We start from the raw sequence: 16569 nt of genomic DNA, 5'->3' as shown, positions 1-16569 counted from the left end.
AACCGACCGGGCCAATATTCATAAATTATTCATACCTTTTCAGTAAAAATCGAGGATAATAGAGCTACAAAATGAAGACAAATGGTGATTGGTATGAGCAGTTTTGTCACGTTACAGGATGTCTATAAGCGCTACCGGATGGGCGAGGTGACCATCACGGCGTCCGACGGCGTGAGCTTTTCCATTGAAAAGGGCGAATTCGCGGTCGTGGTGGGTCAGAGTGGCGCGGGAAAGACGACGATTCTCAATATCCTCGGCGGCATGGATACCTGCGACGAGGGCGTGGTTCTTGTGGACGGTGAGGACATCAGCAAGTACACCCCCCGCAGGATGACGACTTACCGCCGCTATGACATCGGCTTTGTGTTTCAGTTTTACAACCTGGTGCAGAATCTCACGGCACGCGAGAATGTCGAACTCGCAAGCCAGATCTGCCGCAACCCGATCCCGGCAGACGAGGTGCTGCGCAGCGTGGGCCTCGGCGAGCGGCTCTCAAACTTTCCGGCGCAGCTCTCGGGCGGTGAACAGCAGCGCGTCGCCATTGCCCGCGCTCTCGCAAAGCGGCCGAAGCTGCTGCTGTGCGACGAGCCGACAGGCGCGCTCGACGATGAGACCGGTAAGACCATTTTAAAGCTGCTGCAGGACACCTGCCGCGAGAGTGGTATGACCGTGATTGTCATCACTCACAACCAGGCGATCACCCCCATGGCCGACCGCGTAATCAAAATGAAAAACAGCAAGGTTCGCAGCGTCACATTGAATCCCGAGCCCCTGCCGGTGGAAAGGATTGAATGGTAACGTGAGCAGGTCATTTCTCAAGGACATCTTCCGCGAAATCTGGAAGACGCGCACGCGCTTTCTGTCCATCTTTGCCATTGTGGCGCTGGGGGTCGGCTTCTTTGCGGGCATCAAGGCCACAGGGCCCGATATGAAGCTCACGGCGGACACCTTTTTCAAAGAGAACAACCTGATGGATATGCGTCTCGTATCGACCTACGGCTTCACCGAGGACGATGTGCAGGCGCTTCGTTCGCTTTCGGTGGTCGAGGGGCTGATGCCCTCCTACTCGGTGGATGCGGTGGTCACGGGCGACGGCGCGGGGCGCGTCGTACGGCTTCACGCCTACCCGGAGACCCGCGGCGAGGGGGATCCCGACTACATCAACCGACCGGTTCTCAAGGCCGGACGCTACCCGGAGAAGCCGGGCGAGTGTCTCATTGAGGCAAACGGCGATGTGGTCAGCGGCTTTACAGGGGGCTCGAAGAGCGGCCTTTCCATCGGCGATGTGCTCGAGCTGGAGTCGGGCGACTCCGAGAATCCCATCACCGACTCGCTGCGCCACAGCAGCTACACCATCGTCGGCATGGTTGAGTCGCCCTATTACATCTCGTTTGAGCGCGGCAACACCACAATCGGCAGCGGCAGTGTCACCTACTACGCCATGCTGCCCGAGTCGGAGTTCAAGACTGAGGTCTACACCGAAGTCTACCTGACTGTCCGGGGCACGGCGGACGTCAAAAGCTACGAGCAGGAGTATGCCGCGCTGCTGAAAAAAGCCCGCGTCAACATTGAGGCCGTGGGTGAGCGCCGCGAGATTGAGCGCTATGAGGAAATCGTCGCTGAGGCACGCGAGAAGATCGACGATGCAAAACTCGAGCTCGCCGACGGCGAGAAGACCCAGCAGGAGGAGCTTTCCAAGGCGCGCCGCGAACTTGACGATGCGAGAGAAGAGCTGCGCGACGGGGAGAGGGAGCTCGCCGACGCACAGCGGGAGTTTGACGAGAAGATTGCCGATGCCGAGCAGCAGCTCGCCGACGCCCGGCAGGAGCTCGCCGACGGCGAGACGGAATATGCCGACGGCGTCGCCGAATACGAGAAGGGCCTCGCGGAGTACAACGAGGGCGTCGCCGACTTTGAAGAGGGGCGGCTTGAGTACCTGGATGCCAAGGCCAAGGCGGATATAGAGATTCCAAAGGCCGAGGCGGAGATCGCAGACGCGGAGCGCCAGATCTACGAGGCTGTGATGAGCATCGACGCCGGCTGGCGCAAGGTCAGCGCAGGCTGGGATGAAATAGCGGCCAACGAAGAGAAGCTGCGGCAGGGCCAGACAGCTCTGGAACAGGGCCAGCAGCTTCTCGCCTCGCTGCGCGTCGTCGCGGCGGCGCCCACCGCCGTTTCCGATGAGCAGGCGGCTGCGATTGTGGCCGGTGCGTCGGCCTACGAGCCGACGCTCGGCGCCTTTGTTCAGAGCTACATCGAGCAGGCGAAAGCGGGCACACTGGATCCCGGCGCCGCCGTGGTGTTCGGCGGGATGCTCGACGGGATGGAGACGCAGCTCGACACGCAGCAGCAGACCATTGACAGAGGCTGGACTGAGATCAACAGCGCGCGCTCACAGCTTGAGAGCGCCGCGCGCAGCCTGGAGTCGGGCGAGCGGGAGCTCAAAAAGGCCCGCGAGGAGCTTGCCGAGGGCAAGGCGGAACTGGAGGAGAACAAGAAGAAGCTCGACGACGCCCGCATTGAGATCGAAGACGCCGAGCGGGAGCTCAGCGAGGCCAAAACCGAGCTTGACGACGCGAAGAAGAAGCTTGCCGATGCCCGACAGGAACTCGACGACGGCTATGTGACGCTTGCGGAGAAGACGGCGGAGTTTGAAGACGAAAAGGCCAGGGGTGAGAGTGAACTCAAAAAGGCCCGAAACGATCTCGCCGAGGGCCGCCGAGAGCTCGCCGACGGCGAGCGGGAGTATGAGGACGGCAAGCGCGAGTCGGACCAGGAGATCGCCGATGCAAAGGCGGAGATTGCCGACGCCGAGCAGGAGCTTGCCGAGCTCAAGACGCCGGTGTGGTACTACTACGACCGCAGCGACAACGCGGGTGCAAAGGGTTACTACGACAACGCCGACCGCATCAACGCCATCGCACAGATTTTTCCGCTGTTCTTTCTAGTGGTGGCGGCGCTCGTGTGCCTGACCACCATGACCCGCATGGTGGAGGAGCAGCGCACCCAGATTGGTACAGTCAAGGCTCTCGGCTATGGGAAATTTGCCATCGCGTCAAAGTATGTGCTCTATGCGGTGGTCGCGAGTCTGCTTGGCAGTGCGGTGGGACTCGCAGTGGGATTCTGGCTCTTCCCGACGGTCATCTTCAACGCCTACGGCATCATGTACCAGCTGCCTGACGTGCTCACGCCTTTCCACGGCGGCCTTGCGCTCATCTCCACCGCTGCGGCTGTGGCCTGTACGGTTGTCTCGGCGCTCGCTGCCTGCTACAGAGAGCTTGCGACCGAGCCTGCGCAGCTGATGCGCCCGAAAGCGCCCAAGGCGGGCAAACGGATCTTTCTTGAGCGAATCGGCTTTCTCTGGAATCATCTGGGCTTCATTCAGAAAGTGACGGCGCGCAACCTCTTCCGCTACAAAAAGCGCATGCTGATGACGGTTGTCGGTATTGCCGGGTGCGCCGCGCTGATGCTCACAGGCTTCGGCGTCAAGGACTCGATCAACGACATCATCGCCGTACAGTTCGACGAGATCTTTCACTACGATCTCATGGTGATTTTAAACGATGAGCAGGACGGCGCGAACGAAGTGCGTGCGAGCGTCGAACGAGACGACAGAGTCGGCTCGAGCATGCTCATGCTGCAGGACACCTATGACGCGGTCGCGGATACCGGCACGATGGAGGTCAACCTCTTTGTGCCGCAGAGCGGCGAGCTGCTGGGGCAGTTTGTCACCATGCGCGAGCGGCGCTCCGAGACGCCGGTCGCCTTTGACGACACCGGTGCGGTCATCACAGAGAAGCTCGCGACACAGCTTGATCTCAGCCCGGGCGACCGGATTTCGCTTCGTGACAGCACGGGAAAAAGCGTGGAGGTGCCCATTTCGGGTGTGATGGAAAACTACACCTACCACTATGTGTTTCTCTCACCGGCGCTCTATGAGAGCTGTTTCGGTGAGCCGCCCGCGTTCAACGGTCTGACCATCACAATGGCCGACGGCCATGCGGGCGAGCAGGAGGCTCTCTCGAAAGACCTGCTGCTCGACGATGCCGTGCTCACCGCGACGAGCACGGCCGACATCCGCGATCAGTTCGGCGACGTTATCAGGAGCCTTGACATGGTGGTCATCGTGCTGATTGTGGCGGCGGGTGCGCTCGCATTCGTGGTACTCTACAATCTGACCAACATCAATGTGACCGAGCGAATCCGCGAGATAGCGACCATCAAGGTGCTCGGGTTTTACGACCGGGAGGTTTCGGCCTATGTCTACCGGGAGAACATGGCGCTGACCCTGATCGGCACCGTTGCAGGGCTCTTTGGGGGCGTGCTGCTGCACCACTTTGTCATTGTCACAGCCGAGATCGACATTGTGATGTTCGGCCGTCAGATTCAGCCCATGAGCTATCTGTATGCGGCGGTGATGACTTTTGTATTTGCCATTGTGGTCAACCTGGTGATGCACCAGAGACTCAAAAAGGTCAGCATGGTCGAATCACTCAAATCAGTGGAATAACAAGAGGCGGCGTGGAATTTTCCACGCCGCTTTTTTTGGAACTTACGCCACATTTTTCCGTCTAAACGGATATCAGAAAAATCGGGAGGGATTTCGGATGAAAAAGTATCTGGCAATTCTACTTTCGGTGGTGCTTCTCTGCGGCGCAGCGCTTCCGGCCGGCGCTGCGCAGGAGGATGTGAAGACCCGCCTTGCCGCCGTGACGAGCGCTGTGAAGAACACGCTCGGCATCGGCGACGAGTACGACGAGTTTTACGGCGAGCTCGAGGAGGGTACTCTGAGCCCGTGCTGGCGGCTTCAGTGGAGCGCGCAGGGGCGCTCGCTCACCGTGCAGGCGCTCGAGTCGGGCAAGGTGCTCACCTACCGCTACTCCGATGATTTCGCAGAGAGCGGCGGGCGGGGCTTTGCGCCCTCGTTTCCCAAGATGAGCAGGGAGGAGGCCCACGCGGCGGCCATGACCTTTTTGGGTACGGTGCTTGAAAAGCCGATCGAGAGCGTCTCGCTTGAGGAAAACGACACGGTCGGCTCCCTCGGCACCACCCGGTACTACTTCAGCGGAACCGTTTTACTCAATGGTCTGCCCTCGCCGCTGTCCGTCTCCATCTCGGTGCGCGCGGCGGACGGAAAGATTGTACACTTCCGCCGTGACGACGTAAGCGAGCAGCACATCGGCGGCATCCCGTCGGCTGTGCCGGCAGCGAGCGCACAACACGCGGGGGAACTGCTTAAACAGAAGCTCTCGCTGCGCCTTGAGTATGTTCTGTCGGATGAGGGGAACCGGGCCGTGCTGCGCTATCTGCCTGAGAGAGGCGACGAGTATCTGGTCGACGCCGCGACCGGCGAGCTTGTCAATGTCAGCGAGCGCTATGAGGACGCGATAAAATCGTCTCCCGGCGCCGGCGGCGCGACCAATGAGTCGACAGCCGACCTGGGTCTCAGCGAGTCGGAACTCGACGGAATCGAGAAACTTGACGGCGTGCTGACAAAGCAGCAGCTCGACGCCAAAGCGAGGGGCATCGACGCGCTGGGACTGTCCGGCTACACGCTGGCGAATGTCTCCTACTCGGTGGACCGGGAGACGGCAGACGTGTCGGCCCGCCTGCAGTATGCCAAAAAGACGGACAACGGCATCTGGCGCAGGAACGTCACCCAAAACGCCAGAACCGGCGCGCTTTTGGCGGTTTCCAGCAGCGCTCCCTATGAGGAGAATGCCGCCCGCCCGGTGAGCTTTTCTGCCGCTCAGACCACAGCCGAGGCCTTTCTGCGTGAGCAGTGCGGCGAGGCTTTTGCAAAATCTGCGCTCTATGCAAGCAGCGATGCGAGAGACGACAAATACACGATGTTTCACTCGCTGACCTATGCGCATCGGCACGAGGGCTACTTCCTGCCCGCCAACAGCATCACGGTCGGCGTGGATGCGAGCGACGGCTCCATCTCAACCTACTATAGTGATTTTGATCTTGAAGTGACCTTTGACAGCGCCGAGGGCATTGTCTCGCAGGACGAGGCACTCGCGGCCTATTTCGCCACGTTTGCGGTGGAGCTCGGCTACCGCAGTCTGCCGGAGAAGATCGACCTCTCGGCGCCGGACTACAGACCGCTCGCCGAGACGGGCTACGGCTACCTCTATCGTCTGAAGCTCGCCTACACGCTCGAGAGCGACAGGACGGTGCGCGGTATAGACGCCAAGACTGGCGAGGCCATCTTTTATGAGAGTGTGAGCCGGGCGATCACCTACGACGACCTCGGCGCCGCCTATCCCCAGATTGAGACGCTCGCAAAATATGGCGTCGGATATCTCGGCGGCAGCTTCCGTCCCAACGAAGCGCTCACCCAGCGCGATCTTCTCGCGCTGCTGACGAGTACACAGGGCCATCTCTTTGACCCGGCGGGCGGGGAGCAGGAGCTCGAGAGCCTCTACGAAGTCGCTTACAACATGGGGCTTCTCACCCGGGCCGAGCGCGATCCGAACCGGCTGATGACCCGGGCCGAGACGGTGCGCCTGCTGCTTGACAGCGCGGGGTATGGGGAGGTCGCGAAGCTCCCGGGTATCTTCCGCTGCTCTTTCCGGGATGCCGCGAACATCCCGGAGGACGTGCTCGGCTATGCGGCCATTGCCCAGGGGCTCGGCGTGGTGCACGGCGACGGTGCGGGCAATTTTGCCCCCGCGCGCACCGCCACCCGGGCGGAGGCGGCTTTCATGCTCTACAACTATTTGAGCCGATAGGGACAACAAGAGGCGGCGCACTGTGTGCGCCGCCTCTTTTATCTGGAACAATACCGGCCATATAACCGTCTAAAGAGCAGACGGTCTTTTGAACTTAACCGGGGAGGTGTCCGCCTTGAAAAAAGTGATCTGCCTGCTGGCCGCCGCACTGCTTTTGAGCTGTGTGGGCTGCACCGGGCAGCCTGCAAACGACAGCCCGGATGAGACGCCGACGACGGCGTTTCATCTGACACGCCTGCCGGATCTCGAGCCCTATGAGGGCGTGCGGGAGATCAGCAGCCGCTACTATGAGGAGTATACCGATCACCTCATCCCGCGCGACGACTACGGTGAGCTCTACCCCTACGCGGGCAAGATTATCGGCGAGGGAACCTGGGAGGTGCAGGCCATCTATGGCCTGTGCGACGCGCAGGGTCGCATTGTGGTGGATCCGGTCTATCGCAGTGTCCATGTAAGGGAGGACAGCGAGGGCAATCGGATCATCAGCGCAAGTCTTCTGATGGATGAGGAAAACGCGACCGAGTCCGATTACACGGAGCTCACCGTCGTGATAGACGGGCAGGGCCGCTGGTCCCTTGGGCCGCAGGCAGGCTATCTCGGTTACTTTGGTAACGGGAAATTCGCTTTTTGCCGCTCGGCTTGGGAGGATGATCTCTATCTCACCTACAGCACACTCTACTCCCTTGAGGATGCACAGCCCCTCTTTCCTGAAATACAGGGCTATCTCGACTACGCGATGGATGAGTTTTACGTGGTCAGCGGCCCGGTTGACGAGGAGAATTACGGCTACCGCTTCTACCGGGAGGACGGCACACCGGTGGAATCTCCCGCGTTTCGCTCCATCGGCTCTCTGGAACAGGGACGCGCGACTGTCATGCTGCGGGAGGGCCAGTGGGGAATCCTCGATGAAAACTTCAACTGGGTTGTCGAGCCGCAATATCAATACATCCAGTCGAACGGCGCAGGACTCTATACCGTTCAGACGCAGACAGGATACGGTGTGATAGACGCCGACGGAAGAGAGATTCTGCCGGCCGAGTATGACTACGTCAGCTTCTGGAACGGCGACACAACGGTCAGCGTGTGCAAAAATGGCGTCTACTCGCTCTTTGACACGGTGAGCAATACCTTTCTTGAGCTGCCGAACCACAGCCAGGCAGCGAGCTCCACAGGGGGCAATGTCTTCTACCAGAGGATCAACGACGGCATTGACGTCTTCACGTCCGAGGGACAATTTCACATCGACGGCGGCGAGTATGTGAGTTACTGCGGCGAGCAGCTGCCTCTGATTGTGACAATGATTTCGTCCGCCACCGACGAGGGCTATACACAGGATGTCATGCTCGTCGACCGGCAGGGCAATCAGGTCGGTCCGCTGTTTCACGACTGCTATGCCTACGTCTTGAATGATGCCATTCTTGTGAGCGATACGGGCAGCGGCCGCACAGGGTTGATCGACGCCGAGGGGAATTTTCTGATCTCGCAGAACTACCGCTCCATCCGCGACCTCGGAAACGGGTACTTTGATGTGCAGGGTGCGCTCTACTCGGGGATTGTTGACCTTGAGGAGAACTGGATTATCCGAATTCCCACAACAACATTGGACTAGGAGGAGAACACGATGAAAAACGCGAAGAAACTCACGGCGCTTCTGCTTGCGGCAGCGCTCGCGGCGGGATTTTCGGGCTGCGCGCCAAAACAGGAGCCCTCACAGCCCGACGGAACCTTTGTATTCACACAGGACAATTACCCCAGGATGGGCGGATCGCTGGCGGCGCTGCCGCTCGGCGAGGCGGTGACGGCCTCTGTTCTCGGCATCGACCGGGAGTCGGCGGGCCAACTCATCGTGTTTGAGGGGTCGACCACCGACAATTACAAGGCTCTGGTCGACGGCACCTTTGACATTCTGCTGGCCTATGAGCCGTCGCAGGAGGCGAAAGAGTACGCCGAGGAGCAGGGCTTCGAGTGGGAGATGACGCCGGTTGGCCGCGACGCGCTGGTGTTTATCACAGGCGAGGACAACCCGATCGACTCTCTGAGCACCGAGCAGATCAAAGACATCTACCGCGGCAAACTCAAGAGCTGGAGCGAGGTGGGCGGCTCGCAGAGTGAGATCATCCCCTACCAGAGAAACAAGGACAGCGGCAGCCAGACGCTCTTTGACAAGCTGATCGACCTCGGTGACGAACTGATGGACGCCCCCACCGACAAGGTCATCGGCTCGATGATCGGTCTGCTCGAGGTGGTCGCCGACTATGAAAACTCCAAAGATGCGCTCGGCTACACGGTCTATTACTATCTGACCAACATGGAGACTGACAAGCTCTCGCGCTCAAAGATTCTCAGTGTTGACGGTGTTGCGCCGAGCAACGAGACCATCGCCTCAAAGGAGTATCCCTACACCAACGACTTCTACGTTGTCATTCCGAAAGGGAAAGCGCAGGACGACCCTGTCTACATCCTCTACGACTGGATTCGCTCGGCGCAGGGTCTCGAGCTCGTGGAGCGAGAGGGCTATGTGCCGGTGAAATAAACAGAGTGGAAAAGCGGCGGCTTCGGCCGCCGCTTTTTTCTTGCGAAGAGAGCTTTTTTTCAGTATACTGGCAGTGGAATGCAGGAGGGGGAGGCGGTATGTTTTGATTGTCAGCGCGAGCCGCCGCACCGATCTGCCCCACTGGCATATGGACTGGTTTTTGAACCGCCTGCGCGAGGGATATGCGCTGGTGAGAAACCCTGTCAACCCGCGCCAGATATCCCATGTGCCGCTCAGGGCTCCGGAGCTTGACGGCATCGTCTTCTGGAGCAAATATCCCGCGCCGCTGCTCGGCGCGCTCGATGTGCTCGCGGACATTCCGTTTTACATACAGGCCACGGTCAATCCCTATGGCCGCGAGGTGGAGCCGGGACTGCCTGCTCTCGATGAGCGCATCGAGGTGTTCAGGACCCTCGCGCGTCGGCTCGGCCCCTGCCGGCTCATCTGGCGCTACGATCCGATTCTGCTGAGCGGGCGCTATGACGAGGCGTTTCATCGGGCGGCTTTCGAGACGATTGCGGCGGCGCTTGAGGGCTCTGCCGAGAGGGCGGTTGTCAGCTTTGTGGACAGCTACCGGAAAATTGAGAAGAATCTGCATGCGCTCGGCGCCAGTCTGCCCGGAGAAGAGCAGATGCGCACCCTCGCCGGGCGGCTCTGCGAGATCGCGCACCGGCATGGTTTTTTGCTTGAGGCCTGTGCCGAGGCGACGGATCTCACCGGCGTCGGTGTGACGCGGGGCAAGTGTATTGACGCGGCGCTCCTGTCGCGCATTGCGGGACGCGAGATTCCGCGGGGGCGGCCAAACGGCGGCCGTGCGGCCTGTGGATGCGATGCGAGCGTGGACATCGGCGCCTATGACACCTGCAAAAACGGCTGCCGTTACTGCTACGCGAGCTTCGGCCGGCCGGAGCCCCTGCCGTGTCCCGCCGATTTGCCGCTGCTCGGCAGCACGTTGGGGCCGCTCGACCGTGTGACGCGCCGCCGCGAGAAAAATCTGCAGATGAGATGGGAGTTGTAGAAGTGAATGCAATAAACTCGACCAGATACCAACCGACGGGCGAAAAAGCCGATGTCTCGGCCTTTTCGCCGGACGTCGCCCGCCGCGTGAGGGAATATCACGAGAGCTTTCCCATGTATGAGCCGACGCCTCTAGCAAATTTGCCGGCCCTTGCGAAGCGCCTCGGCGTCGGGTCAATTATGGTCAAGGACGAATCAAAGCGCTTTGGCCTCAATGCCTTTAAAGTGCTCGGCGGCAGCTATGCGATCGGCTCGCTGATCGCACAGCGGCTCGGCTTGAGCGAACTGAGTTGGGATGCCCTGCAGGCGGCCCGGCGGCGCGGCGCGCTCGACGGCATGACTTTTATCACCGCCACCGACGGCAACCACGGCCGCGGCGTCGCCTGGACGGCAGGGCAGCTCGGCTGCCGCGCCATTGTGTACATGCCGCGCGGCAGTGCCGCCGAGCGCCTGGAAAACATCCGCGCCACGGGGGCCGAGGCGTGCATACTCGATCTGCCCTATGACGATGTGGTACGCCGCGCCGCCGCCGAGGCGTGCGAGAATGGCTGGACACTCGTGCAGGACACCGCGTTTGACGGCTATGAGGAGATTCCGAAGCGCATCATGCAGGGCTATCTGACGATGGGGGAGGAGCTCGCGCAGCAGCTGCGCGATGAGCCGCCGACTCACGTCTTTGTCCAGTCGGGTGTCGGCTCTTTCCCCGCGGCGCTCACGGCGTGGTTTGCGGCGCGCTATGGTGAGCGCAGACCGACCGTTGTCACAGTGGAGCCCCACACGGCCGACTGTGTGTTTCGCACGGCGCAGGCAAACGATGGCAGCCGCCACTTTGTGACGGGGGAGATGAAGACCATCTCGGCGGGACTCGCCTGCGGCGAACCAAACCCGCTCGCATGGGAGATTTTAAAGAGCTTTGGCGAATACTATCTCTCCATTCCCGATGAGATCACCATGCGCGCCATGCGCATACTGGGCAATCCCATGCCGGGAGATTGCCGTGTGGTCTCGGGGGAGAGCGGTGCAGCTGGCTTTGCGGCGGCGGTGGAAATTCTCGAGAACAGCGCCTATGCGCCGCTTCGCCGCGCGATGGGGCTTGACAGCCGCGCAAAGATACTCTGCATCAGCACCGAGGGGGACACCGACCGGGAGAATTACCGCAGAATTGTCTGGGGTTGAGAGAGGAGAAAGAGATGAAACGAGTAAAAATTACGGTTCTCAAGACCACATTCGATGAAGAACTGGCGAGAGAATATGGGGCACAGGGCCTCGGTGCCTGCCCCATGCTGCGCGCGGGCGAGGTGTTTTACGCTGACTACGCCAAGCCCGAGGGCTTTTGTGATGAGGCCTGGAAAGCAATTTACCAGTATGTGTTCGCCCTGTCGCACGGCGTGAAAGAGGGCCTGTTCTACTACGGCGACTGGATTCGCAAACCGGGCGTTGCAATCTGCAGCTGCAACGATGGCCTGCGTCCGGTCATCTTCAAGCTTGAGGCGACCGATGAGCCGTCGCAGATCAACTACACACCGGTTCGATAAAAGAGAATAGAACAAAAAAAGAGCTTCCCCGGTGGGGAAGCTCTTTTTGGTGAGTTTCTTATTTGCCCTCTTTGACTTTCGCCTGAGCAGCCGCGAGGCGCGCGATCGGCACGCGGAACGGCGAGCAGGAGACGTAGGTCAGACCGATGTTGTGGCAGAACTCGACGGTGCTCGGATCACCGCCGTGCTCGCCGCAGATTCCGAGCTTGATGTCGGGGCGGGTCTTGCGGCCGAGTTCGACCGCCATCTTGACGAGCTTGCCGATGCCGTCCTGGTCGAGCTTCGCAAACGGATCGGACTCGAAGATCTTCTTGTCGTAGTAGTCGCCGAGGAACTTGCCGGCGTCGTCACGGCTGAAGCCGTAGCCCATCTGGGTGAGGTCGTTGGTACCAAAGGAGAAGAACTCAGCCTCCTTGGCGATCTCATCGGCGGTGACAGCGGCTCTCGGAACCTCGATCATGGTGCCGACCATGTACTTCAGCTCAACGCCGGCTTCCTTGATGATAGAGTCGGCGGTGGTGGTGACGATGTTCTTGACGAAAGCGAGCTCCTTGACGTCGCCGACCAGCGGAATCATGATCTCGGGCACAACATTCATGCCCTCTTTGTTGACATTGATGGCAGCCTCGATGACGGCTCTGGTCTGCATCTCGGCAATCTCCGGGAACGTGACGGCCAGGCGGCAGCCTCTGTGGCCGAGCATCGGGTTGAACTCATGCAGAGAATCGATCTTCTCTTTGAGTTTGTCATAGGTCATGCCCATCTCTTTGGCAAGAGCCTCGATGTCCTCTTTGGTGTGGGGCAGGAACTCGTGCAGCGGCGGGTCGAGGAAGCGGATGGTCACGCCGTAGCCGTGCATGGCCTTGAAGATGCCCTCGAAGTCGGAGCGCTGCATCGGCAGCAGCTTCGCAAGAGCTTTCTGACGCTGCTCAAGCGTATCGGATACGATCATCTCGCGCATGGCCGGGATGCGGTCCGCGTCGAAGAACATGTGCTCGGTACGGGTCAGGCCGATGCCCTCGGCGCCGAATTTGTAGGCGATCTCGGCATCGTGCGGGGTGTCGGCGTTGGTGCGGACTTTCAGGGTGCGGATCTCGTCGGCCCAGTTCATAAAGGTCTCGAAATCGCCCGAGATACCGGCCTCGACCGTGTCGATGGCCTCGCCGTAGATGTTGCCGGTGGAACCGTCGATGGAGATGTAGTCGCCCTCACGGATGGTCTTACCTGCGACCTCGAAGTACTTCTCCTCCTCGTGCATGACAATCTCGCCGCAGCCCGCGACGCAGCAGGTGCCCATGCCGCGCGCGACAACCGCCGCGTGGGAGGTCATGCCGCCGCGAACGGTGAGAATGCCCTGAGAGGCGTACATGCCCTCGATGTCCTCCGGGGAGGTCTCGAGACGCACAAGCACGACTTTGTTGCCGGCCTCGGCGGCCGCGACGGCCTCCTCAGCGGTGAAGTAGACCTTGCCGCAGGCGGCGCCGGGCGAGGCCGGAAGTCCTTTTGCAATCGGGGTGGCTTTCTTCAGAGCCGCCGCGTCGAACTGCGGGTGCAGCAGGCTGTCGAGCTGTTTGGGCTCAACCTTGAGGATGGCCTCCTCCTTGGTGAGCATCTTCTCTTCGACGAGGTCGACCGCGATCTTCAGAGCGGCGGCGGCAGTGCGCTTGCCGTTTCTGGTCTGCAGCATGTAGAGTTTGCCCTTCTCGATGGTGAACTCCATGTCCTGCATGTCGCGGTAGTGGTCCTCGAGCGTCTGGGCGATTTTCGCGAACTGGTCGTACACAGCGGGCATGACCTCTCTGAGCTGGTCGATGCTCTGCGGGGTGCGGATGCCGGCGACAACGTCCTCGCCCTGGGCGTTCATCAGGAATTCGCCGTAGAGCTTTTTCTCGCCGGTGGAGGGGTTGCGGGTGAACGCGACGCCGGTACCGGAGTCGTCACCCATGTTGCCGAAGACCATCGACTGCACGTTGACGGCGGTGCCCCAGCTGGAGGGGATGTCGTTCATGCGGCGGTAGACGATGGCGCGCGGGTTGTCCCACGAGCGGAACACGGCCTTGACGGCCTCGAGCAGCTGCTCTTTGGGCTCGGTCGGGAAGTCGACGCCTTTCTGCTCCTTGTAGTAGGCCTTGAACAGCTTGACAAGCTCTTTCATGTCATTGACATCGAGCTCGGTGTCGAGCTTGACGCCCTTTTTCTCTTTGAGCTCGTCGATGATGACCTCGAAGTTCTTCTTCGGCACTTCCATGACGACGTCGGAGAACATCTGGATGAAGCGGCGGTAGGAGTCATACGCGAAGCGGGGGTTGCCGGTGAGTTCCGCAAGCCCCTCGACCACGGTGTCGTTGAGACCGAGGTTCAGGATGGTGTCCATCATGCCGGGCATGGAGGCGCGGGCACCCGAACGCACGGAGACGAGAAGCGGGTTTTTGACATCGCCGAACTTCTTGCCGCAGATCTGCTCCATCTTGGCGAGGTACTCGTAGATCTCAGCCTCGATTTCGGCGTTGATCTGGCGGCCGTCCTCATAGTACTTGGTGCAGGCCTCGGTGGTGACGGTGAAGCCCTGCGGGACAGGCATGCCGAGGTTGGTCATCTCAGCGAGGTTTGCACCCTTGCCGCCGAGAAGCTCGCGCATGCTTCCGTTTCCCTCGGAGAACAGATAGACATATTTGTAGCTCATTGGTTTTTTCCTCCTAAAGTATTAATATAATAATAGTTTTACTTCGATTGTGAATTGCTAAACTATTATAGCAAAAGTACGGCCGTATTACCAGATTTTTTTTATATTACCGTGTAATTTTACAAAATACAGGACATTTGACAGAAAAAGGAACAGAGAATCGGCAGATCTTCCTCTCAGTCGGCGGAGATGGATTGGGCGCGGAACGCAAAAATTATGAAATAATTGTTGAAAAGATATGAAATTTACGTTAAAATTACTCTTAGTATTGAAACTTACCTGGCGGGGAGTGGGCCTGCGCCCAACTCAGGTGTTCTTTCTTGACAGGCAAGGTCAATAAAATTATAATGATTCAATGTGGATACATTGGCAAGAATGGACAAAAACAAGCTGTAATTTTTTCATTTGAGCCGTTCGCAAAAAGACCCTTTACAGTGGAAAGTGAATAAACACAAGGAGGAACCATATGACGTCGCAGCAGATTCTGACGCTCGTCATTGTGGGACTCGTCGCCGCCCTCGTTGGTGGAGTGATCGCTTTCTTTTTAGGCGTGGCATATAGAAAACGCGTTGCTGAGGCTGAGATTGGCTCTGCGGAGCAGGAGTCGAAGCGTATCATCAACGATGCGATCAAAAATGCTGAGAGCAAGAAAAAAGAGGCGGTCTTGGAGGCCAAGGAAGAGGTCCTCAAGATCCGCACGGATGCTGACCGCGACTTAAAAGAGAGAAGAAACGAAATTCAGCGGCAGGAGAGACGAATCCTACAAAAGGAAGAGCAACTGGACAAAAAGACCGAAAACCTGGAAAGCAAGGAAGAGACCTTAAACAAAAAAATCAGAGAGGCCGACAAGATCAAGGAGGACCTCGAGGGAGTCAAAGGCGAGCAGTGGGCGCTGCTTGAGAAGATCTCCGGCTTCACCGTGGAGCAGGCGAAAGACTACCTGCTTCAGAACCTTGAAAACGAAATCAAGCACGAATCGGCTCTGAAGATCAAGGAGCTTGAGCAGAATCTCAAGGAGGAGGGCGAGAAGAAGTCCCGCGAGATCGTCACCCTCGCCATTCAGAAGTACGCCGCTGACTATGTGGCCGAGGCCACCGTGTCGGTCGTGGCGCTGCCGAGCGATGAGATGAAAGGCCGCATCATCGGCCGCGAGGGCCGCAACATCCGCACGCTTGAGACGCTCACCGGCGTCGATCTGATCATCGACGACACGCCGGAGGCGATCACCGTTTCGAGCTTCGACCCGGTGCGCCGCGAAATCGCGCGCCGCGCGCTCGAGAGCCTCATTCACGACGGGCGTATCCACCCCGCCAAGATCGAGGAGACGGTCGAGAAAGCCAGAAAAGAAGTGGACGCCGCCATCAAGCAGGAGGGCGAGCGCGCCACATTTGAAACGGGCGTCTACGGGCTGCATCCGGAGCTCGTCAAGCTGCTCGGCAAGATGAAATACCGCACAAGTTACGGCCAGAACGTGCTGCAGCACTCCATCGAGGTGTCGCATATTGCGGGCCTGATGGCGGCGGAACTTGGCGTCGACGTCACGCTCGCCAAGCGTGCCGGTCTGCTGCACGACATCGGCAAGGCTCTTGACCACGAGATTGAGGGCAGCCATGTTCAGATCGGCGTGGAGGTCGCGCGCAAGTACAAGGAGAATGAGGCCGTCATCCACGCGATCCATGCCCACCACAACGACGTGGAGCCCAAGACCATCATCGCAGTGCTGGTGCAGGCGGCAGACGCGATCTCGGCCGCGCGGCCGGGCGCCCGCCGTGAGAACCTGGAGGCCTACATCCGCCGTCTTGAGAAACTCGAGGAGATTGCGGAGTCTTTCAAGGGAGTGGAGCGGTCGTTCGCCATTCAGGCGGGCCGCGAGATCCGCGTGATGGTCAAGCCCGAGCAGGTCTCCGACGACGACATCGTGCTGATGGCGCGGGACATCGTCAAGAAGATCGAGAGCGAAATGGAGTATCCGGGCCAGATCAAAGTACACATCGTGCGCGAGAGCCGCGCAATCGAATTTGCAAAATAGGAAAGAGACAGGAGAGGCGCTCGCCTCTCCTGTTT

At 59.6% G+C, this 16569-nt stretch carries 10 protein-coding genes; 9 read left to right on the top strand and 1 reads right to left on the bottom strand.

Features of this window, described 5'->3' with window-relative positions; translation table 11 throughout:
- Positions 1-93 precede the first annotated feature (93 nt).
- The 8 genes from H8695_RS05230 to H8695_RS05195 all read left to right on the top strand — a co-directional run bounded on the left by H8695_RS05230 (position 94) and on the right by H8695_RS05195 (position 11822).
- Positions 94-798, top strand: a complete 705-nt coding sequence (locus H8695_RS05230) for an ABC transporter ATP-binding protein (RefSeq protein ID WP_249299847.1) — start codon at positions 94-96, stop codon at positions 796-798.
- Between the two features lies 1 nt (position 799).
- Positions 800-4510, top strand: a complete 3711-nt coding sequence (locus H8695_RS11660) for an FtsX-like permease family protein (protein ID WP_249299846.1) — start codon at positions 800-802, stop codon at positions 4508-4510.
- 97 nt (positions 4511-4607) lie between these two features.
- Entirely contained in the window at positions 4608-6737 is a 2130-nt protein-coding gene (locus H8695_RS05220; RefSeq protein WP_249299845.1) for a YcdB/YcdC domain-containing protein, read from the top strand.
- A gap of 124 nt (positions 6738-6861) precedes the next feature.
- Positions 6862-8346: a WG repeat-containing protein gene (locus tag H8695_RS05215; protein ID WP_249300269.1), complete on the top strand. Its 1485-nt coding sequence runs from the start codon at positions 6862-6864 to the stop codon at positions 8344-8346.
- Positions 8347-8358: 12 nt separating this feature from the next.
- Positions 8359-9270, top strand: coding sequence for a substrate-binding domain-containing protein (locus tag H8695_RS05210; RefSeq protein WP_249299844.1), 912 nt, complete (start codon positions 8359-8361; stop codon positions 9268-9270).
- Positions 9271-9373: 103 nt separating this feature from the next.
- On the top strand, positions 9374-10288 hold the full coding sequence (locus H8695_RS05205) for a DUF1848 domain-containing protein (protein WP_249299843.1): 915 nt from the start codon (positions 9374-9376) through the stop codon (positions 10286-10288).
- Positions 10289-10290: 2 nt separating this feature from the next.
- Positions 10291-11463, top strand: coding sequence for a diaminopropionate ammonia-lyase (locus tag H8695_RS05200; RefSeq protein WP_249299842.1), 1173 nt, complete (start codon positions 10291-10293; stop codon positions 11461-11463).
- Positions 11464-11477: 14 nt separating this feature from the next.
- Complete coding sequence (locus tag H8695_RS05195) at positions 11478-11822, top strand: TIGR04076 family protein (RefSeq protein WP_249299841.1); 345 nt, start codon at positions 11478-11480, stop codon at positions 11820-11822.
- A 58-nt stretch (positions 11823-11880) separates the two neighbouring features.
- Here the strand turns inward: H8695_RS05195 and ppdK are convergent, their stop codons facing one another.
- Positions 11881-14505, bottom strand: a complete 2625-nt coding sequence (gene ppdK, locus H8695_RS05190; RefSeq protein WP_249299840.1) for a pyruvate, phosphate dikinase — start codon at positions 14503-14505, stop codon at positions 11881-11883.
- Positions 14506-14971: 466 nt separating this feature from the next.
- Here ppdK and rny point away from each other — a divergent pair, with 466 nt between their 5' ends.
- Positions 14972-16534, top strand: coding sequence for a ribonuclease Y (gene rny / locus H8695_RS05185; RefSeq protein ID WP_249299839.1), 1563 nt, complete (start codon positions 14972-14974; stop codon positions 16532-16534).
- Positions 16535-16569: the final 35 nt, after the last annotated feature.

Origin of the sequence: Feifania hominis, assembly GCF_014384765.1 — a bacterium.
GTDB lineage: Bacteria > Bacillota > Clostridia > Oscillospirales > Feifaniaceae > Feifania > Feifania hominis.
This window is presented reverse-complemented; position numbering and strand designations above follow the sequence as displayed.